The sequence below is a fragment of the Mucilaginibacter sp. genome, from assembly GCF_039925265.1.
Classification (GTDB): Bacteria; Bacteroidota; Bacteroidia; order Sphingobacteriales; family Sphingobacteriaceae; genus Mucilaginibacter.
The window spans coordinates 230,123-245,452 of the sequence record NZ_JBDSZG010000013.1 but is presented as its reverse complement, the minus strand read 5'-3'; the positions used below and the strand labels follow the sequence as shown (position 1 = coordinate 245,452).

The 15,330-nt window shown below is 45.5% G+C and carries 12 protein-coding genes and 1 riboswitch; of the genes, 5 read left to right on the top strand and 7 right to left on the bottom strand.

Annotated elements, in window-relative coordinates:
• Nucleotides 1-103 precede the first annotated feature (103 nt).
• Nucleotides 104-215: riboswitch (SAM riboswitch) on the top strand.
• 233 nt (nt 216-448) lie between these two features.
• The 3 genes from ABIX36_RS06145 to ABIX36_RS06135 all read left to right on the top strand — a co-directional run bounded on the left by ABIX36_RS06145 (nt 449) and on the right by ABIX36_RS06135 (nt 4,148).
• Nucleotides 449-1,762 carry an O-acetylhomoserine aminocarboxypropyltransferase/cysteine synthase gene (locus ABIX36_RS06145; RefSeq protein WP_348081280.1) on the top strand — a complete coding sequence of 438 codons (1,314 nt, stop codon included), beginning with the start codon at nt 449-451 and terminating at the stop codon, nt 1,760-1,762.
• A 95-nt stretch (nt 1,763-1,857) separates the two neighbouring features.
• Nucleotides 1,858-2,913 carry a homoserine O-acetyltransferase gene (gene metX, locus ABIX36_RS06140; protein ID WP_348081279.1) on the top strand — a complete coding sequence of 352 codons (1,056 nt, stop codon included), beginning with the start codon at nt 1,858-1,860 and terminating at the stop codon, nt 2,911-2,913.
• Nucleotides 2,913-4,148 (top strand): homoserine dehydrogenase, encoded by a 1,236-nt coding sequence (locus ABIX36_RS06135; RefSeq protein ID WP_348081278.1) that lies wholly within the window; start codon nt 2,913-2,915, stop codon nt 4,146-4,148. The genes metX and ABIX36_RS06135 overlap by 1 nt, the downstream gene beginning before the upstream one ends.
• Before the next feature lie 74 nt (nt 4,149-4,222).
• Here the strand turns inward: ABIX36_RS06135 and ABIX36_RS06130 are convergent, their stop codons facing one another.
• From ABIX36_RS06130 to ABIX36_RS06120, 3 genes are read right to left on the bottom strand one after another with little or no spacing between them, the layout of a single operon-like run.
• A complete protein-coding gene (locus ABIX36_RS06130; RefSeq protein ID WP_348081277.1) occupies nt 4,223-5,809 on the bottom strand; it encodes a dihydrolipoamide acetyltransferase family protein in 1,587 nt (528 codons plus the stop codon).
• A gap of 43 nt (nt 5,810-5,852) precedes the next feature.
• Entirely contained in the window at nt 5,853-7,100 is a 1,248-nt protein-coding gene (locus ABIX36_RS06125; protein ID WP_348081276.1) for a competence/damage-inducible protein A, read from the bottom strand.
• A 1-nt stretch (nt 7,101) separates the two neighbouring features.
• Nucleotides 7,102-9,777, bottom strand: a complete 2,676-nt coding sequence (locus ABIX36_RS06120; RefSeq protein WP_348081275.1) for a putative LPS assembly protein LptD — start codon at nt 9,775-9,777, stop codon at nt 7,102-7,104.
• A 103-nt stretch (nt 9,778-9,880) separates the two neighbouring features.
• On the opposite strand from ABIX36_RS06120, the gene ABIX36_RS06115 reads away from it, so the two are divergent.
• Both ABIX36_RS06115 and ABIX36_RS06110 read left to right on the top strand, forming a co-directional pair.
• Nucleotides 9,881-10,801: an N-acetylmuramoyl-L-alanine amidase gene (locus ABIX36_RS06115; RefSeq protein ID WP_348081274.1), complete on the top strand. Its 921-nt coding sequence runs from the start codon at nt 9,881-9,883 to the stop codon at nt 10,799-10,801.
• A gap of 17 nt (nt 10,802-10,818) precedes the next feature.
• Complete coding sequence (locus tag ABIX36_RS06110) at nt 10,819-11,763, top strand: MlaD family protein (RefSeq protein ID WP_348081273.1); 945 nt, start codon at nt 10,819-10,821, stop codon at nt 11,761-11,763.
• A 126-nt stretch (nt 11,764-11,889) separates the two neighbouring features.
• Here ABIX36_RS06110 and ABIX36_RS06105 read toward each other — a convergent pair whose 3' ends face one another.
• The 4 genes from ABIX36_RS06105 to ABIX36_RS06090 all read right to left on the bottom strand — a co-directional run bounded on the left by ABIX36_RS06105 (nt 11,890) and on the right by ABIX36_RS06090 (nt 15,307).
• Nucleotides 11,890-12,807 (bottom strand): ribonuclease Z, encoded by a 918-nt coding sequence (locus tag ABIX36_RS06105; protein WP_348081272.1) that lies wholly within the window; start codon nt 12,805-12,807, stop codon nt 11,890-11,892.
• A 17-nt stretch (nt 12,808-12,824) separates the two neighbouring features.
• Nucleotides 12,825-13,202 carry an STAS domain-containing protein gene (locus tag ABIX36_RS06100; RefSeq protein ID WP_348081271.1) on the bottom strand — a complete coding sequence of 126 codons (378 nt, stop codon included), beginning with the start codon at nt 13,200-13,202 and terminating at the stop codon, nt 12,825-12,827.
• A gap of 54 nt (nt 13,203-13,256) precedes the next feature.
• Nucleotides 13,257-14,201 (bottom strand): phosphoribosylaminoimidazolesuccinocarboxamide synthase, encoded by a 945-nt coding sequence (locus tag ABIX36_RS06095; RefSeq protein WP_348081270.1) that lies wholly within the window; start codon nt 14,199-14,201, stop codon nt 13,257-13,259.
• A 140-nt stretch (nt 14,202-14,341) separates the two neighbouring features.
• On the bottom strand, nt 14,342-15,307 hold the full coding sequence (locus ABIX36_RS06090; RefSeq protein WP_348081269.1) for a PhoH family protein: 966 nt from the start codon (nt 15,305-15,307) through the stop codon (nt 14,342-14,344).
• Nucleotides 15,308-15,330: the final 23 nt, after the last annotated feature.

Genomic DNA, 15,330 nt, shown 5'->3' with positions numbered 1-15,330 from the left:
CAATAAAATTAAAATATTATTTGGATATTAAAATGCCATTCACCTATATTTGCCCACGTTAATCGGTAGTAATGCCTTAATCAATTCCCCTCAAAAGGATTTTGGTTTATAAAGAAGCGGCGAGAGATCAGGCTCGAAAACCCGCTGGCAACCCTCCAAAATGGAGAAGGTGCCAATTCCTGTCCCGGAAAAAGTATACCCGGGGGATATAAATTTAAAATCATGAAAAGTACAACTTACGTAGTTCAACAACACACACAGCAATCCCAACCGGGACAATCTTCTGCATACAACCAAATTATTGGCTGTATTTGTATGTGTTGCTGCTGTTGATCCTGTAACACGTTCCCCCTTTTAATTTTCTGAAAGCACACGTGATACCTTAAAGGATAGCAATATCCTGTCGTAATTATACATTTTCATTCAAAAACCTTTAAATCTACAGATTATGTCAAGCTTAAAATTCGAAACCTTACAACTACACGCCGGCCAGGAAGTTGACCCAACCACAGGTGCGCGTGCGGTGCCTTTATACCAAACCACTTCTTACGTTTTTAACAGTGCCGAGCATGGTGCAAACCTATTCGCCCTGAAAGAATTTGGCAATATATACACCCGCCTGATGAACCCCACTACCGATGTGTTTGAGAAACGCATTGCAGCTTTGGAAGGCGGTGTTGCGGCTTTGGCCACAGCATCGGGCCAGGCGGCGCAATTCATCGCGTTAAATAACATTTTGCAGGTGGGCGATAACTTTGTTACCTCGCCATTTTTATACGGCGGTACTTACAACCAGTTTAAGGTTGCTTTTAAGCGCCTGGGTATTGATGCTCGTTTCGCTGCCGACGATTCCGCCGAAGCAATAGAGAAACATATAGACGAAAAAACAAAAGCCCTTTATGTGGAGACCATTGGTAACCCCGGCTTTAACATTCCCGATTTTGAAAAATTAGCGGCACTGGCCAATAAGCACGATCTGCCGCTGATCGTGGATAACACGTTCGCTGCCGGTGGGTACTTATTCCGCCCTTTGCAGCATGGCGCGCACGTTGTGGTAGAATCTACTACCAAATGGATCAACGGGCATGGCACCAGTATTGGCGGCGCTATTATTGATGGTGGCAATTACAACTGGGGAAATGGCAAATACCCGCAGTTTACCGAGCCGTCTGAAGGCTACCATGGTTTGGTTTTTGCCGATGTTTTCGGGGTAAACGGGCCATTCGGTAATATCCAGTTCATTATCCGCGCCCGTGTAGAAGGGCTGCGCGATTTCGGTCCGTCACAATCACCTTTCAATTCATGGTTGAATATACAGGGGCTGGAAACACTATCGCTACGCGTGCAACGCCATGTAGATAATGCTTTGGAACTGGCCAAATGGCTGGAAGAGCATCCTCAGGTGGCCAAAGTAAATTACCCGGGCCTGGAGTCGTCGCCGCAGCATAAACTTGCCAAAAAATACCTTAAAAATGGTTTTGGCGCGGTACTTTCTTTTGAACTTAAAGGGGATAAGCAACTGGCTTCGGCGGTGATAGATAGCCTTAAGCTGGTGAGCCACCTGGCCAATGTGGGCGATGCAAAAACGCTGATCATTCAGCCATCGGCTACCACGCACCAGCAATTGAGCGAAGCCGAGCAGCTTTCTGCCGGCGTAACACCTACCTCGCTGCGCGTTGCGGTTGGTATTGAACATATTGATGATATTAAAGCCGACTTTGCCCAGGCATTTGCCAAAGTGGCCGAGTTGGAGTTAGCATAAAGTTTTTTTTTAGTTTTTTTTTAGTTTTTTATAAGTGATGTTATGAGGGAGTAGTTGTTTTAGCCAACTGCTCCCGATTAACGAAAAGTACAGAAATGAGTTTACAAAGTTTTACATACACAGGTACATTCGAGCTGGAAAGCGGCAGTAAAATAAAAGAACTGCAAATAGGCTACAATACTTACGGCACCCTTAATAAAAACCGCGATAACGTGGTTTGGGTATGTCACGCGCTTACTGCAAATTCAGATGTTTTTGATTGGTGGAAAGGTTTTTTTGGAGCAAACGACCATTTTAACCCTGAGGAGCATTTTGTGATCTGTGCCAATATATTAGGTTCGCCGTATGGCACGGTTAGTCCGCTTAGTACTAACCCAACAACCGGGCAGCCTTATTACCTTGCTTTCCCCGATTTTACTATCCGTGATATTGTAAAAGCGCATCAATTACTGGCCGACCATTTAGAGATAACCCATATCGAGATCTTATTGGGCGGCTCTTTGGGCGGACAACAAGCTTTGGAATGGAGCATTATAGAACCGCAGCGCATCAAAAACCTGATATTGATCGCCACCAATGCCCGCCACTCACCATGGGGCATTGCCTTCAACGAGTCGCAACGTTTGGCCATTACAGCCGACCGTACCTTTTATGCAAACTCGCCCGATGGCGGCAGCAAAGGGCTCAAAGCGGCGCGCAGCATAGCACTCCTATCCTATCGCGGATACAAAACCTACGATATTACCCAGCAGGAAAACGATAACAACCTTACCGATAACTTTAAAGCATCCAGCTATCAGGGTTACCAGGGCGAAAAACTGGTGAACAGGTACAATGCCTATAGCTATTGGTATTTAACCAAAGCGATGGATTCGCACAACGTGGGCCGTGGCCGTGGCGGTGTAGATAAAGCGCTAAGCCTGGTAAAAGCCCGCACGCTGGTTATCGGTATCAAATCTGACGTATTGTTCCCCATTGAGGAGCAGCAATACTTATTCAGGCACATCCCAAAATCGGCTTTTGCCGAGCTCGATTCGTTTTACGGACATGATGGATTTTTAATTGAAACACAAGACCTCACCAACATTATCACATCGTTTTTTAAAACTGATGTAAAAGGAAAAATTATAGAATTGCAAAAAACTGCTTAATGAGTAAGAAACTAAACATTGGCCTCTTCGGTTTTGGAGTGGTAGGCCAGGGACTATACGATATTATCCGTACCAAAAACCTCAACCTCGAAATAAAGAAAATAGCCATCAAAAACCCGGGCAAACTGCGCACATTGCCGCAGGAGCTGTTCACTACCGACCGGGATGAGATACTGAACAACCCAGAGATAAATACCATTGTTGAACTGATAAACGATACCGAAGCCGCGTTTGAAATAGTATCACGCGCATTGTCGTCTGGTAAAAACGTGGTATCGGCCAGTAAAAAGATGATCGCTATTTATTTGAAGGAATTGATTGAATTGCAGGAGAAACATGGTACTTCGCTGCTATACGAAGGCGCTGTTTGCGGGAGCATCCCCATCATCCGCAACCTGGAGGAATATTACGACAACGAGTTGCTGCATTCTATCAGCGGAATCTTCAACGGTTCATCCAACTACATTCTATCGAAAGGTTTTTTGGAGAATTTAGATTATGATAGCGCCCTTAAGCAAGCGCAGGACCTTGGCTTCGCTGAAACCGACCCAATTATGGATGTTGGGGGTTACGATGCTAAGTTTAAGCTTATTATAGCAGCGGCACATGCATACGGCGTGATTGTGGAACCGGAGAAGGTACTCAACATCGGGATCCAAAACCTGAGCGCTAACGATTTGCAATACGCCCGTGAAAAGAACCTGAAGATAAAACTGGTGCCCGTGGCCAAAGAATTGGATGCCCGTAATGTGGCCATGTTTGTGCTCCCTAAATTTGTGACCGAAAGCGAATTTTTATACAATGTGGAGTACGAATACAACGGCGTAACAGTACAGGCAGCGTTTGCCGATCAGCAATTCTTTTTCGGGAAAGGCGCGGGTGGCCACCCTACCGGTTCGGCTGTATTATCTGATATCGCGGCTCTTCGCTACGATTATGGTTATGAATACAAAAAGGCAAAAGAGATTAAGGACCTGCACTTTACCAACAACATAGAGATAAATATTTACCTGCGCTACGAGGACGATGCCCTGGTAGAAGCACTTGGCTTTGAGCATATAAAAGAAAGTTATTACTCAGGCAGTTACAAGTTTGTCATCGGAAAGATCAACTTGCAAAAACTGATAGACAACCAACAACGTATATCTGATAACAAGGCATTCGTAGCATTTGCCGATCAGCTAACAGGGGTCAGTTTAGCCCCGGCAAAAATACATGCCGCCGAAGTTTTTTAGTAGATTCTTCAGGCACAAAAAACAGAAGGCCCTTTACGGGCCTTTTGTTTTTTGTAGAATTCACATTTAATTAACTATATATTTCGGCTTATATCCCAGTTTTCGAGGTAGTCGGCTACCTTGCGCACAAACGTGCCGCCTAACGCGCCATCTACTACCCTATGGTCGTAAGATAAGGATAAGAACATCATATGCCTGATGCCTATTGCATCGCCCTGAGGGGTCTCTATTACGGCAGGTTTTTTCTTGATAGCGCCAACAGCTAATATGGCCACTTGCGGCTGATTGATGATCGGCGTGCCCATCACATTACCAAACGAACCTACGTTGGTGATGGTGAACGTACCATCTTTTACGTCATCGGGCAGCAGTTTACCTATGCGGGCTCGGTGTGCCAAATCGTTTACGGCTTTGGCTATACCCAGCAGGCTCAGTTCATCAGCCTTTTTAATTACAGGCACTATCAGGTTACCATTTGGCAGGGCGGTTGCCATGCTAATGTTGATATTCTTCTTTTTGATGATCTGCGTACCTACAACCGATACGTTAATCATCGGCAATGCGATGATGGCCTTAATAACCGCCTCGATGAATATCGGGGTGAAGGTTAATTTCTGCCCTTCGCGTTTTTCAAACGGGCCTTTTATTTTTTCGCGCCAGTTTACCAGTTCGGTAACATCGGCCTCAACAAAAGAGGTTACATGTGGCGAAGTATGCTTGCTGTACACCATATGGTCGGCTATCAGCCTGCGCATACGGTCCATCTCTATTATTTCGTCTCCACCAGATACCGATACGGCCGGTTTCGGAGCAGGTTTTGCTGCTTCAGGCGCGGCTATTGGCGTTGCCGCAGGTTCTGTTACCGGTTCCTCAGCTACTGCCGAAGCAGGTTGTTCAACAGGTGCAGGCGGCGGAGTATAAGGCGGTGGTACGGCCGCGGTGTAAGTAATAACCGGTTCCGAATGTTTTTCGAGCTCGGCAACAGGTTTTGGCGGCGCGGCTTGCGGAGCAGGTGCTGTAGCAGCTTTAGCGGGCCTGTGTTGTATGTAATCTAAAAGATCGTCTTTTGTTAAGCGGCCATCAGCGCCGGTGCCCGGGATGTGATCCAACTCATCGTTGCCAATGCCTTCCTGTATAGCTATGCTTTTAACCAGCGGCGAGTAAAAACGGTTATCGAATTTAACGTTGCTAACGGTTGGGGCCGGCTTTTGCTCTAATTGGCTGACGCCGGGGATCTCCTGTGCAGGAGCTGCAACTACCGGCGGTTGAACCGGAGCTGCTACCGCAACATATTGCGCTGCCACAGGTTCTGGTATCAGCGGCGGAGTTGGCGCTGCCACAGGTGCGGTATAAGCAACAGGTTGTGGAATTGTTTCGGCTACGGGTGGCGGGGTTGGCGCGGACGCTTCTGCTTTATCTGCTTCGGTTTCTATAACCGCGATAACAGCACCCACCTGTACTACGTCGTCTTCTTTGTAAAGTTGTTCTATTAATTTACCAGCTACCGGTGAGGGGACTTCAGAATCCACCTTATCGGTTGCAATTTCCATCACTGCCTCGTCAATCTCGATGCGATCACCCAGACTTTTGGTCCACTTGATCACAGTTGCCTCCGCAACACTTTCCCCCATCTTCGGCAGTAACAATTGGTATTTGGCCATACACAAGTATCGTTGGTTTGGTCAAAATTATAGATTTTGGCGTTTACTTTTTGTATTCTTTAAGTAAAGTAATCAACATAAAAAATGCCCACACGGCACTCCTTTCGATGTTTTGCAGCCGTTTGGTGCCAAATGTGAATTTCTTTACAACAGTTTTATTTGCATTTGCCACCGCAATCCATACAGTGCCTACCGGTTTTTCCTGCGTTCCCCCATCCGGGCCTGCAATTCCCGTTACGGCAACCGCATAATCCGAACTAAAATTGCGTAAAGCGCCCTCAACCATCTCTCTCACAGTTTGCTCGCTAACCGCGCCGTTATCATTCAATGTCTCGGTTTTTACCCCTAAAACACTTTGCTTTAACTGGTTAGAATAGGATACCGCACCACCCAAAAATACCTGCGACGAACCCGCATGCTGGGTGATTAAATGAGAGATATACCCCCCTGTACAGCTTTCGGCAACAGATAAAGTAAGGCCCTGTCGGGCCATTAAATTCAACACCACCTTTTCCAGCGGAATATCATTTTCGGCCACTACGGATTGGCCTATACGTTCTACAATTTTAGCCGCGTACAGGTCCACTTCTTTTTGTAACAAGGCCGCATCATCACCATCGGCGCTCAGGCGTAAGCGCACCTGGCCAAGTTTTGGCAAATAGGCAAGCTTTATATTTTCGGGAAGAGAATCTTCAATATCACCTATTTTTTCGGCCAGGAAGGATTCTCCCTCTCCCACTGTAAGTATCGTTTTATGAATAATAACCGGCAGTTTAAGCTGAGCCTTCAGCTTAGGTATCACGTCCTCCTCTACCATGTATTTCATCTCAAAGGGCACCCCCGGCATTGATACGTATATCTTACCATCGCTATTGAACCACATCCCCGGCGCGGTGCCGTTTTTATTTAAGATCACCTCGCAATTGGATGGCACTTCGGCTTGTTTGCGGTTTACCTCCAGCAAGGGGCGGTTGTACTTTTCAAAGATCCTGGTTACATTCTCCAGCGCGGCATCGTTTAAAACCATGTCCACATTAAAGTAATCGGCCAGTGTTTTCTTGGTGATATCATCCTTGGTAGGCCCAAGGCCGCCTGTTATCAAAATAATATCGGCACGGGTAGCAGCTTCGGCAAGTGCCGCGAGGATATGCTGGCGATTGTCGGATACCGAAGAGATCTGCTTAACGCGGATGCCGGCATGGTTTAACTGTTCGGCCATCCATGCAGAGTTGGTATCCACTATCTGCCCTATCAGGATCTCATCGCCTATGGTTATAATTTCTGCCAGCATTTTATTGAAATGATTGGTTGTTTGTGTAATCGTTACGTTTGCTCAGTTTCAGATCCTGTAAAATAGAAGCTTTTACTTTCAGCGTAACATTGTACGATTTATAGTACCCGAACGGTAACCATTGGATAGAAAGGTCCCAGCAATGCAAATCGCGGTAAATGGCGAACGAGGTGGCGCTGCTTAGTTTCCCGGCGCGCACATCGTAAGTGGTATTATATTGTACCTTCCACTTTTGCGTAATACTCACATCTCCGCTGAGCATGATGGTGTTGGTCACATTGCTACTGATGATATTATTTTGATAGTTGAAGCTATAGTTGACGGATAAGTTCCAGGGAACATTAAAATCGACATAAGCGCTCGGATCGCTGTTGATGAGTGCCAGGCGTTGTGCCTGATCAGGGTTCATAGCTGCCATTGTACCATTCACATTTTGCTGCTGCTTGGGCCTGAAGGTTGATGGGTTCAGGCTGGCGCTCATGGACATGTTAAAGTTCTGCAGCGTTGGGAATTTGCCATCGCGTATGCTCAGGCGGTTTACACGGCGGATATAGTTTTGCACGCTGCCGTTGGTGATGGAGTCGCGTATAAGCGTGCTGTAGGGGTCAAATGTGCCGCTAAAATTGATATTTATTTTCTGGTTTAATATGGATGTATGCCCGGATAAACTGATGTTTGATAATTTAAGCGAATCGGCCGCGAAGTTGTAAAAAGTAGATAGCGAAAGCCCCTGTAATATAGGCACCTTCCTGTCTACACCGGATGTATCCGTGCTCTTGGGTTTTACTTTAGCTTCGATGGTGTTATCCAGCGAGAAACCGATACCCGCCTGCTTACCGGAAGATGGCCCGCCGTATACCGATTGCTCGAAAATGGAATATCGTTGCGAAGTGTAAGGATAAGGCACGCTTGCTGTACTTACAGCTGTGCGGTAGTAGCCATAGCTCGGGTCGCCAAAATCGGGGCGGTAGCTAAAGCTCAGCTGCGGCGTAGTGGTTGTACGGATGGCTTTTAAATTACCTTTCTTAAACTGTATGGTGCTGTAAACTTTGGTTGATACACCAGCGTTTAAACTATATTCGCCGGCACGGGCAAAGCCTGGCACTGTATCGGTAATTGGAGTAAGCGAGCCGTTGATACTCCCCCTGTCAAAACTTTTGCGGATGCTTTGGAAATACCACCGCTCTACGTAATTGCCACCGGTGCTAAACTGAAAATATTTAAAAGCGTTTATGTTAAGCGATACGGGAATAGTGTGCTGAAAACCGTTTTGCAGCCTTTTGGTGAGCGTATTCTTTGAGAATAGTTCAGACTCGGGTACGTTGTTTATTTTATTGGTACCCACCAAACTGTAGCCCACGTTTAATTTTTGATACCATTTTTGTTCGCCAACACGGTCCTTAGGGTCAAATGGGCTAATGGTGGCCATGTTGAAGCTGAAGGTAGGTAGTTCCAGTGTTACTGTTTTTTTAGTAAGATCCTGCGAGTGGCCCAAACTTACGTTTAAGTTGAACGGTGTACCCGCCCATGTTTTGCCGTAGTTGATACTGGAACGGAGGTTATTTTGTGTTAAGGACTGTAGGTTATAGCTATCCTGCGCGCGGGTGCTTTGGTAAAAGCTTGATGTACCGGCGTTTACCGATGCGCTGAACGTTGTGCCGGGGTGCGCGTTCGGATCCTGCGAGTGCGACCAGGTGATATTGAAATCCTTACGTGCAGGGTCGCCTACCAGCCCGTAGTTGTGCGAGCCGTAACTGAGCGTTAAGTTACCGCCGTATTTATATCTTTTTAAATAACGCGAGTTGGCGCTTAATTCGTACGAACCCTTTGAGTATAGCGATGCCATGAAGGTTATATCAATATTATCATTGATGCCTACGTAGTAACCTAAGTTACGCAGATAAAAACCCAGTTTCTGGTCTTCGCCAAAAGTTGGCAATATAACACCAGATGTACGTGTGTTTGGTTTTGGAAAGAAACCGAAAGGTATAGCGAATGGCAATGGCACACCCTCCACTTCGAGGTAGGCCGGGCCTGATATGATCCTGCTTTTTTGCCCGATACCCTTGGTAATTACAATACCAAAATGTGTATCGGGGAAGGGCAGCGCACAGGTACTGAATATAACGTTGCGGTAAGCCACCTCATCGTGCGGTAATACTTTTGCCAAACCTCCCGATATGTAATTACCATCCTGTTCGGTCGCCGGGTTCCAAATTTTACCTTTTTTGGTATCATAGTTAAACATCAGCGAATCGGACTTCACCGGCTTCTCACTCCCCGATTTGGATATGGGCCTGCCGGGGCCATATCGTTTTTTGGGATCGATGATGCCGCGGGCGAATATCAAATGATTCTTTTCGTCGATGCGGATGTATTCGGCGTTCAGTTCAAAGTCTTCGTAAACAACTTTTGCATTACCATACAGGTACGAAAGTCTGTTCACCCTATCGGTATAAGAGGAATCTTCGGCAGTAGCCCTGATGATGGATTTTAAGCCCGAGCCTTTGGGGGTGGTGTCTCGTTGTGCCTTAGAATAACCTGTACCGTTGATGGTTTTTGCATCTTTTGCCGGCTTTTTTAGCTTAAGCAGCTTACGGTCTCGTACAGAATCAAGTTTTATAATGGTATCTTTAGCGGAAGTTTTGCCATGCGCGCTATTTGCAGACGCCGCCACACTTGCTATTAAGATAATTGCAAACAGAAAAAAAAGGCTAACTAATTTCAAAATTGATTATGAATAGTATTTTTGCAGGTACAGTTAACAGCGTTCAAACATAATGAAAAATAAAATATTGAACAGGTTGAAAAAGTTGATTTCGGGTTCGGCGGCATTATTTATATGCTTATCGTTGTTTTCATTTAAGGTTGAAGCTTCCACAAAAAAAGACACCATAGTAAATAGTTTTAAACTTAAAACTATTGTTATAGATGCAGGCCACGGTGTAAAAGCAGAGGGTTCGCCTCCGGGGCATTATTCGCGTGGTGCAGATGGATCTTTTTCTTCGGAAAGGAATGTAACGCTTGCCATCGCACTAAAATTGCAAAAAGCAATTGAAAAAGATGTTAATGGTGTAAAGGCGGTTTTAACCCGTACCACGGCAAATGATGTGTCTTTTGAGAACCGGGCAGAAATAGCCAACCAGGCCAAGGGGAACCTGTTTATATCTATCCATTGCAATTCATTATCAGACAGAGTAGTACGCGAACGTGTGGGTACTAAAAAGCGTAAACCGGTTTACCGGTCTGTTAGGGTTCCGGACCGCTCCGGTAAAGGTGTGCTGATGCTTATTTATGGTTTGCACCGCTCGCGCGAGGAAGAGAATGCCATTAAAAGTAACCAGGTGGAGGACGATTCTGATATCAACGGCGACGCGCTTGATCCTAACGACCCCACTGTTATTATCCTTACAAACGAGTATAAGCGAAAATTCCGTAAACAAAGCGTGAATATTGCAAACTTTATTAACGATGAACTTGTTGGGAATGACGGAAGACGCAGTGAGGGATTGCGCGAACAAGGGATCTATGTACTTTGTCATAGCGCCATGCCGTCGGTATTGGTTGAAACCGGTTACATTAACAATCCTGATGAAGAAGAATATTTAAATTCTGAAGACGGGCAAAATGAAATTGTTCAATCGATAGTGCGGGCCATAAAGAGCTACAAAAATCAAATTGAAGGAGTCACTACAAATTAAATAAACATATACCTACCTTGAAAATATCAAACGAAACCAAAATTGGGGCACTAACCGCTGTCTCTATTACTATACTTATACTCGCTTACAGTTTTTTAAAGGGGAACGATGTTTTTTCGGGTTCCAATAAATTTTACGCGATCTATCGCAGCGTTGAGGGCCTAACTGTATCCAAACCAGTGTTGGTTAACGGGTTCCAGATAGGGCGGGTATCTAAGATGCAGCTTCATGGTGACGGGCGCACCACTGTTGAATTTAAAATAAACAGTCAGTATAATATACCCGTGAACACGTTAGCTAAATTGGAAAGTACCGACTTGCTGGGTGGTAAAGCCATTGTTTTTGAGTTGGGCAAAAGTGACAGCCTGGCCGTGGATGGCGACACCCTGCGCGCCGATATACAGGGCAGTTTGGCCGAAAGCCTGCAGCCTATCCAACGTAAAGCGGAAGTTTTGATCAATAAGGTTGATTCTGCTATGGGCGCTATCAACAGGATATTGAACCCTAACTTTCAAAAAAATGTAGACAGGAGTTTTGCCAGTATAGCCAATTCGTTGGAAACATTGGAAAGCACAACCAGGAAACTGGATGCATTGGTAGGCGCACAAAGCGGGCATATTAACCAGATAATGGCTAATGCGGAAGCCACATCGGGCAACCTTAAAGTGAGCACAGCCAGGCTGGATGGTATCGCCGGCAATTTTCAAAAATTTAGCGGCGACCTGGCTAATTCTAATATTAAAGAAACTTTAGATAATGCCAACAAAGCGGTGTCTTCGTTACAGGCAACTATGGCCAAAGTTAACAGTACAGATGGTTCGTTAGGATTATTGATGAATGATACCAAGCTATACGATAACTTAAATAACGCCTCTAAAAACCTCGATAATCTGATGATAGACCTGAAGGCTCACCCAAGCCGTTATGTACACTTCTCGGTATTTGGTAAAAAGGGGAATTAAGGGTTAGTGAGTGGTGAGTGGTGAATAGTTAATTGCCAACGTCTTGCTGAACTTGTTTCAGCACCTCACACGGCAGGTAACCGCCATACATTTCCGCTAAGCATGGTGGCAACTTTGCAATCGTGTCTATTCACTTATAACAAACGTCTTTCCCTCTACGGCAAGTTCAGTATTAGGGAACACGCTTTGGGCTTCATCCAGCAACTCATTTAAAGTTTTATAGCGGGCGGAGAAATGCCCGATGATGAGTTTAGTCGCGTTTGTTTTTAAAGCCACTTCGCCTGCCTGCAATGCTGTGGTATGGTGGGTTATTAAAGCCCTATCCAGCATATCGTTCAAAAAGGTAGATTCGTGGTATAATAGCGATGCCGAATTTATTTGCTCAAAATACTTTTCGGTATACAGCGTATCGGAACAATATGCGTAAGTTTTTGGCTCGTTCGAATCAATGGTAAGTGTATCGTTTTTGTAGATGGTACCGTCCGGTGCCTCGTAATCCCGCCCTTTTTTTAGTGCGGTGTAATAAGGTACCGGGATCTCCAATTCTTCCAGCTTCTCTTTGATAAGTTTGCGCTGCCGCTTTTTCTGTTTGAATAAAAAACCGGTAGTTGGGATGCGGTGATCCAGCGGGATGGTTTCTACAATAATATCCTGGTTATCCAGTATCACCTCGGGTCTTTCGTCCGAAGTGAAAACAAACTCTACAGGGTAATGCAGGGTTGTTTCGGAATATTTAAGCTGGAGGTCGATGATCTCTTTTAATGGCGCGGGGCAGAATACCTTCAGCGCTTTTTTGCGGCCGTTAAGGTGCAGGGATGATAGCAAACCTACTAAACCCAGGTAATGGTCGCCGTGCAGGTGGCTGATGAAAATGTAATCTATCCGGCTGGCTTTAATGTCAAAACGCAGCATTTGTTGTTGCGTTCCTTCGGCGCAATCAACCAGGTACAACTTCTCGTTGATGTTTAGTACCTGTGCTGTTGGGTTTCGATTAAAAATGGGTGTAGCGGAGCTGCTGCCCAGTATAGTTACTTCGAATTTCATACCGGGTGCCCCAAAAATTATCTTACTTCTCTTCTTAGTTCTTTTTCTATCTCTTCCATAAAAACAAGGTCGATAGCCTCTTCGGAAGAGGGAACAATAGAAAGTACATTATCTAACTGCGAAATGGTAACCAAACGGGCAACAGCATCATTAAGCCCTGTTAAAATAAACGATCCGCCTGCATTTTTACAAAGGCGATGGCCAACCAATAAGCTGCTTAAGCCAGATGAATCGGCAAACTTTACCTGCGAAAGATCGAGAACGATATTTCTCTGCCCTTCGGTGTTGATCAGAATAAGCTCTGATTTAAGCTGAGGGGTTATCAGCGAGTTTAATTTTGATTCGTTAAGCTTAATAAGGATGTATTTCTCGTGCTTATCAACCGTATATTTCATTTTTGAAGTATTAAAAAGCTAAGATATAACTTATTTTACGTTTAATTAAAAAAATTACAGTTCGGCCAGGGCGGTAATGATGTTGCGCTCTACCCGTTGCAAAACATCTTCATCGCCGGGTTTTACAAAAGCTTCGCCGGTAATTTGCTGGTATAGTTCTATATATCGTTCAGATATGGACAGAACGATCTCCCTTGTCATTTCGGGTACTGTTTGTCCGTCCTTTCCCTGGAATCCATTATCTATCAGCCATTTTCGTACAAACTCTTTGGAAAGTTGTTTTTGAGGCTCATCATTTTCCTGGCGCTCGGCATAACCGTCGCTATAAAAGTAACGTGAAGAATCCGGGGTGTGGATCTCGTCTATCAGGTAAATGGTATCGCCCACTTTACCAAATTCGTACTTGGTATCAACCAGTATCAGCCCCTGCCCTGCCGCTATCTCGGTACCGCGGGTAAAAAGCTGGCGGGTGTAGTTTTCTAACTGAACGTAATCTGCTTCGCTAACGATGCCTTTGGCCAAAATGTCTCCGCGAGAGATATCCTCATCGTGCCCTACCGATGCTTTGGTAGTTGGCGTAATGATAGGCTCAGGAAGTATATCGTTCTCTTTTAATCCCTCGGGTAAGCTAACACCGCAAACCTCGCGTTTACCCAAGGCATATTCGCGGGCGGCATGGCCGGCTAAATAACCCCGGATCACCATTTCTACCTTAAAGGGCTCGCAGATACGGCCAATGGTAACGCTTGGGTCGGGCACGCTCAATACCCAGTTGGGTACAATGTCTGCAGTAGCTGTTAAAAATTTAGCGGCAATTTGGTTCAGCACCTGTCCTTTAAACGGAATAGGTTCCGGCAATACCACGTCGAAAGCGGAGATCCTGTCGGTAACCACCATGGCCAGGTATTTATCGGCAATGGTATATACATCGCGCACTTTACCTTTATAATAAGCCGATTGCGATGGGAAATTGAAATGTGTTTCTTTTATTGCGTCCATTTGTTTAGATATGAGATGTGAGATATGAGATTTGAGACAAATTTTTGCCCCAAGCCAATCTTCACAGCTAAATTCTACATTATGGATGTTAAACCGAACTTGAGCTAATCTCAAATCTCATATCTAACATCTCAAATCTTCTACTGTATGTCCCCGTAAGCCTCCAAAATGCGGCGTACCAGTTTGTGCCTAACCACGTCTTCTCCGCTCAGGTAAACTATGTCGATACCTTTGATGTCGGTTAAGATGCGTAGTGCGGTGTACAGGCCCGATTGTTGCTTTTTGGGCAGATCTATCTGGGTTACATCGCCGGTTACAATGAATTTTGCCGATGGGCCCATACGGGTCAGGAACATCTTTAATTGCATATCGGTAGCGTTTTGCGCCTCATCCAATATCACAAAGCAATTGTCCAGCGTACGGCCGCGCATAAATGCCAGTGGGGCAATTTCTATGGTGCGGTTCTCCAGGTAAAGTTTCAGCTTTTCAGCCGGGATCATATCATCCAGCGCGTCGTAAAGCGGGCGCAGGTAGGGGTCTATCTTCTCCTTCAGGTCACCCGGTAAAAAGCCCAGGTTCTCCCCTGCCTCAACCGCCGGGCGGGTAAGGATAATACGTTTAATTTCTTTGTTTTTGAGCGCGCGTACGGCCAGTGCAACAGCGGTATAGGTTTTTCCGGTACCTGCGGGGCCAATGGCAAACAGGATGTCGTTTTTGCCAATGCCATCTACCATACGGTGCTGGTTGGTGGTACGTGCACGTACCATTATGCCGTTAGGCCCAAAAACCAATACTTCGCCACTGGCAAACTTATCTGCCGCGGCCGGTTCGCCGGTAGATGATGCCGGTTTAGGCTTGGTGCCCAGTATCCGCTCTACATCGTTTGCGGTAAGGCTTTCATATTTTTCTAAATGCTGCACCAAACGATCAAACTTTTCCTGGAAGGAGGTTAACTCCTGTTCATCGCCCAGTACCTTTACTTCGCTGCCACGCGCAACTATTTTAAGCTTAGGATATTGCTTCTTAATGATCTCGAAATGATCATTATTCGGGCCCCATAAAACGGCGGGGTTTACTTGGTCAATTGATAGTTTTAGCTCGTTCAATACTAATTGATTTTTTCAGTTGC

Coding starts and splice junctions, on each gene's coding strand:
- ABIX36_RS06145 (WP_348081280.1), top strand. CDS start 449: ATGTCAAGCTTAAAATTCGAAACCTTACAACTACACGCCGGCCAGGAA.
- ABIX36_RS06135 (WP_348081278.1), top strand. CDS start 2,913: ATGAGTAAGAAACTAAACATTGGCCTCTTCGGTTTTGGAGTGGTAGGC.
- ABIX36_RS06115 (WP_348081274.1), top strand. CDS start 9,881: ATGAAAAATAAAATATTGAACAGGTTGAAAAAGTTGATTTCGGGTTCG.
- ABIX36_RS06105 (WP_348081272.1), bottom strand. CDS start 12,807: ATGAAATTCGAAGTAACTATACTGGGCAGCAGCTCCGCTACACCCATT.
- ABIX36_RS06130 (WP_348081277.1), bottom strand. CDS start 5,809: ATGGCCAAATACCAATTGTTACTGCCGAAGATGGGGGAAAGTGTTGCG.
- ABIX36_RS06095 (WP_348081270.1), bottom strand. CDS start 14,201: ATGGACGCAATAAAAGAAACACATTTCAATTTCCCATCGCAATCGGCT.
- ABIX36_RS06100 (WP_348081271.1), bottom strand. CDS start 13,202: ATGAAATATACGGTTGATAAGCACGAGAAATACATCCTTATTAAGCTT.
- ABIX36_RS06125 (WP_348081276.1), bottom strand. CDS start 7,100: ATGCTGGCAGAAATTATAACCATAGGCGATGAGATCCTGATAGGGCAG.
- metX (WP_348081279.1), top strand. CDS start 1,858: ATGAGTTTACAAAGTTTTACATACACAGGTACATTCGAGCTGGAAAGC.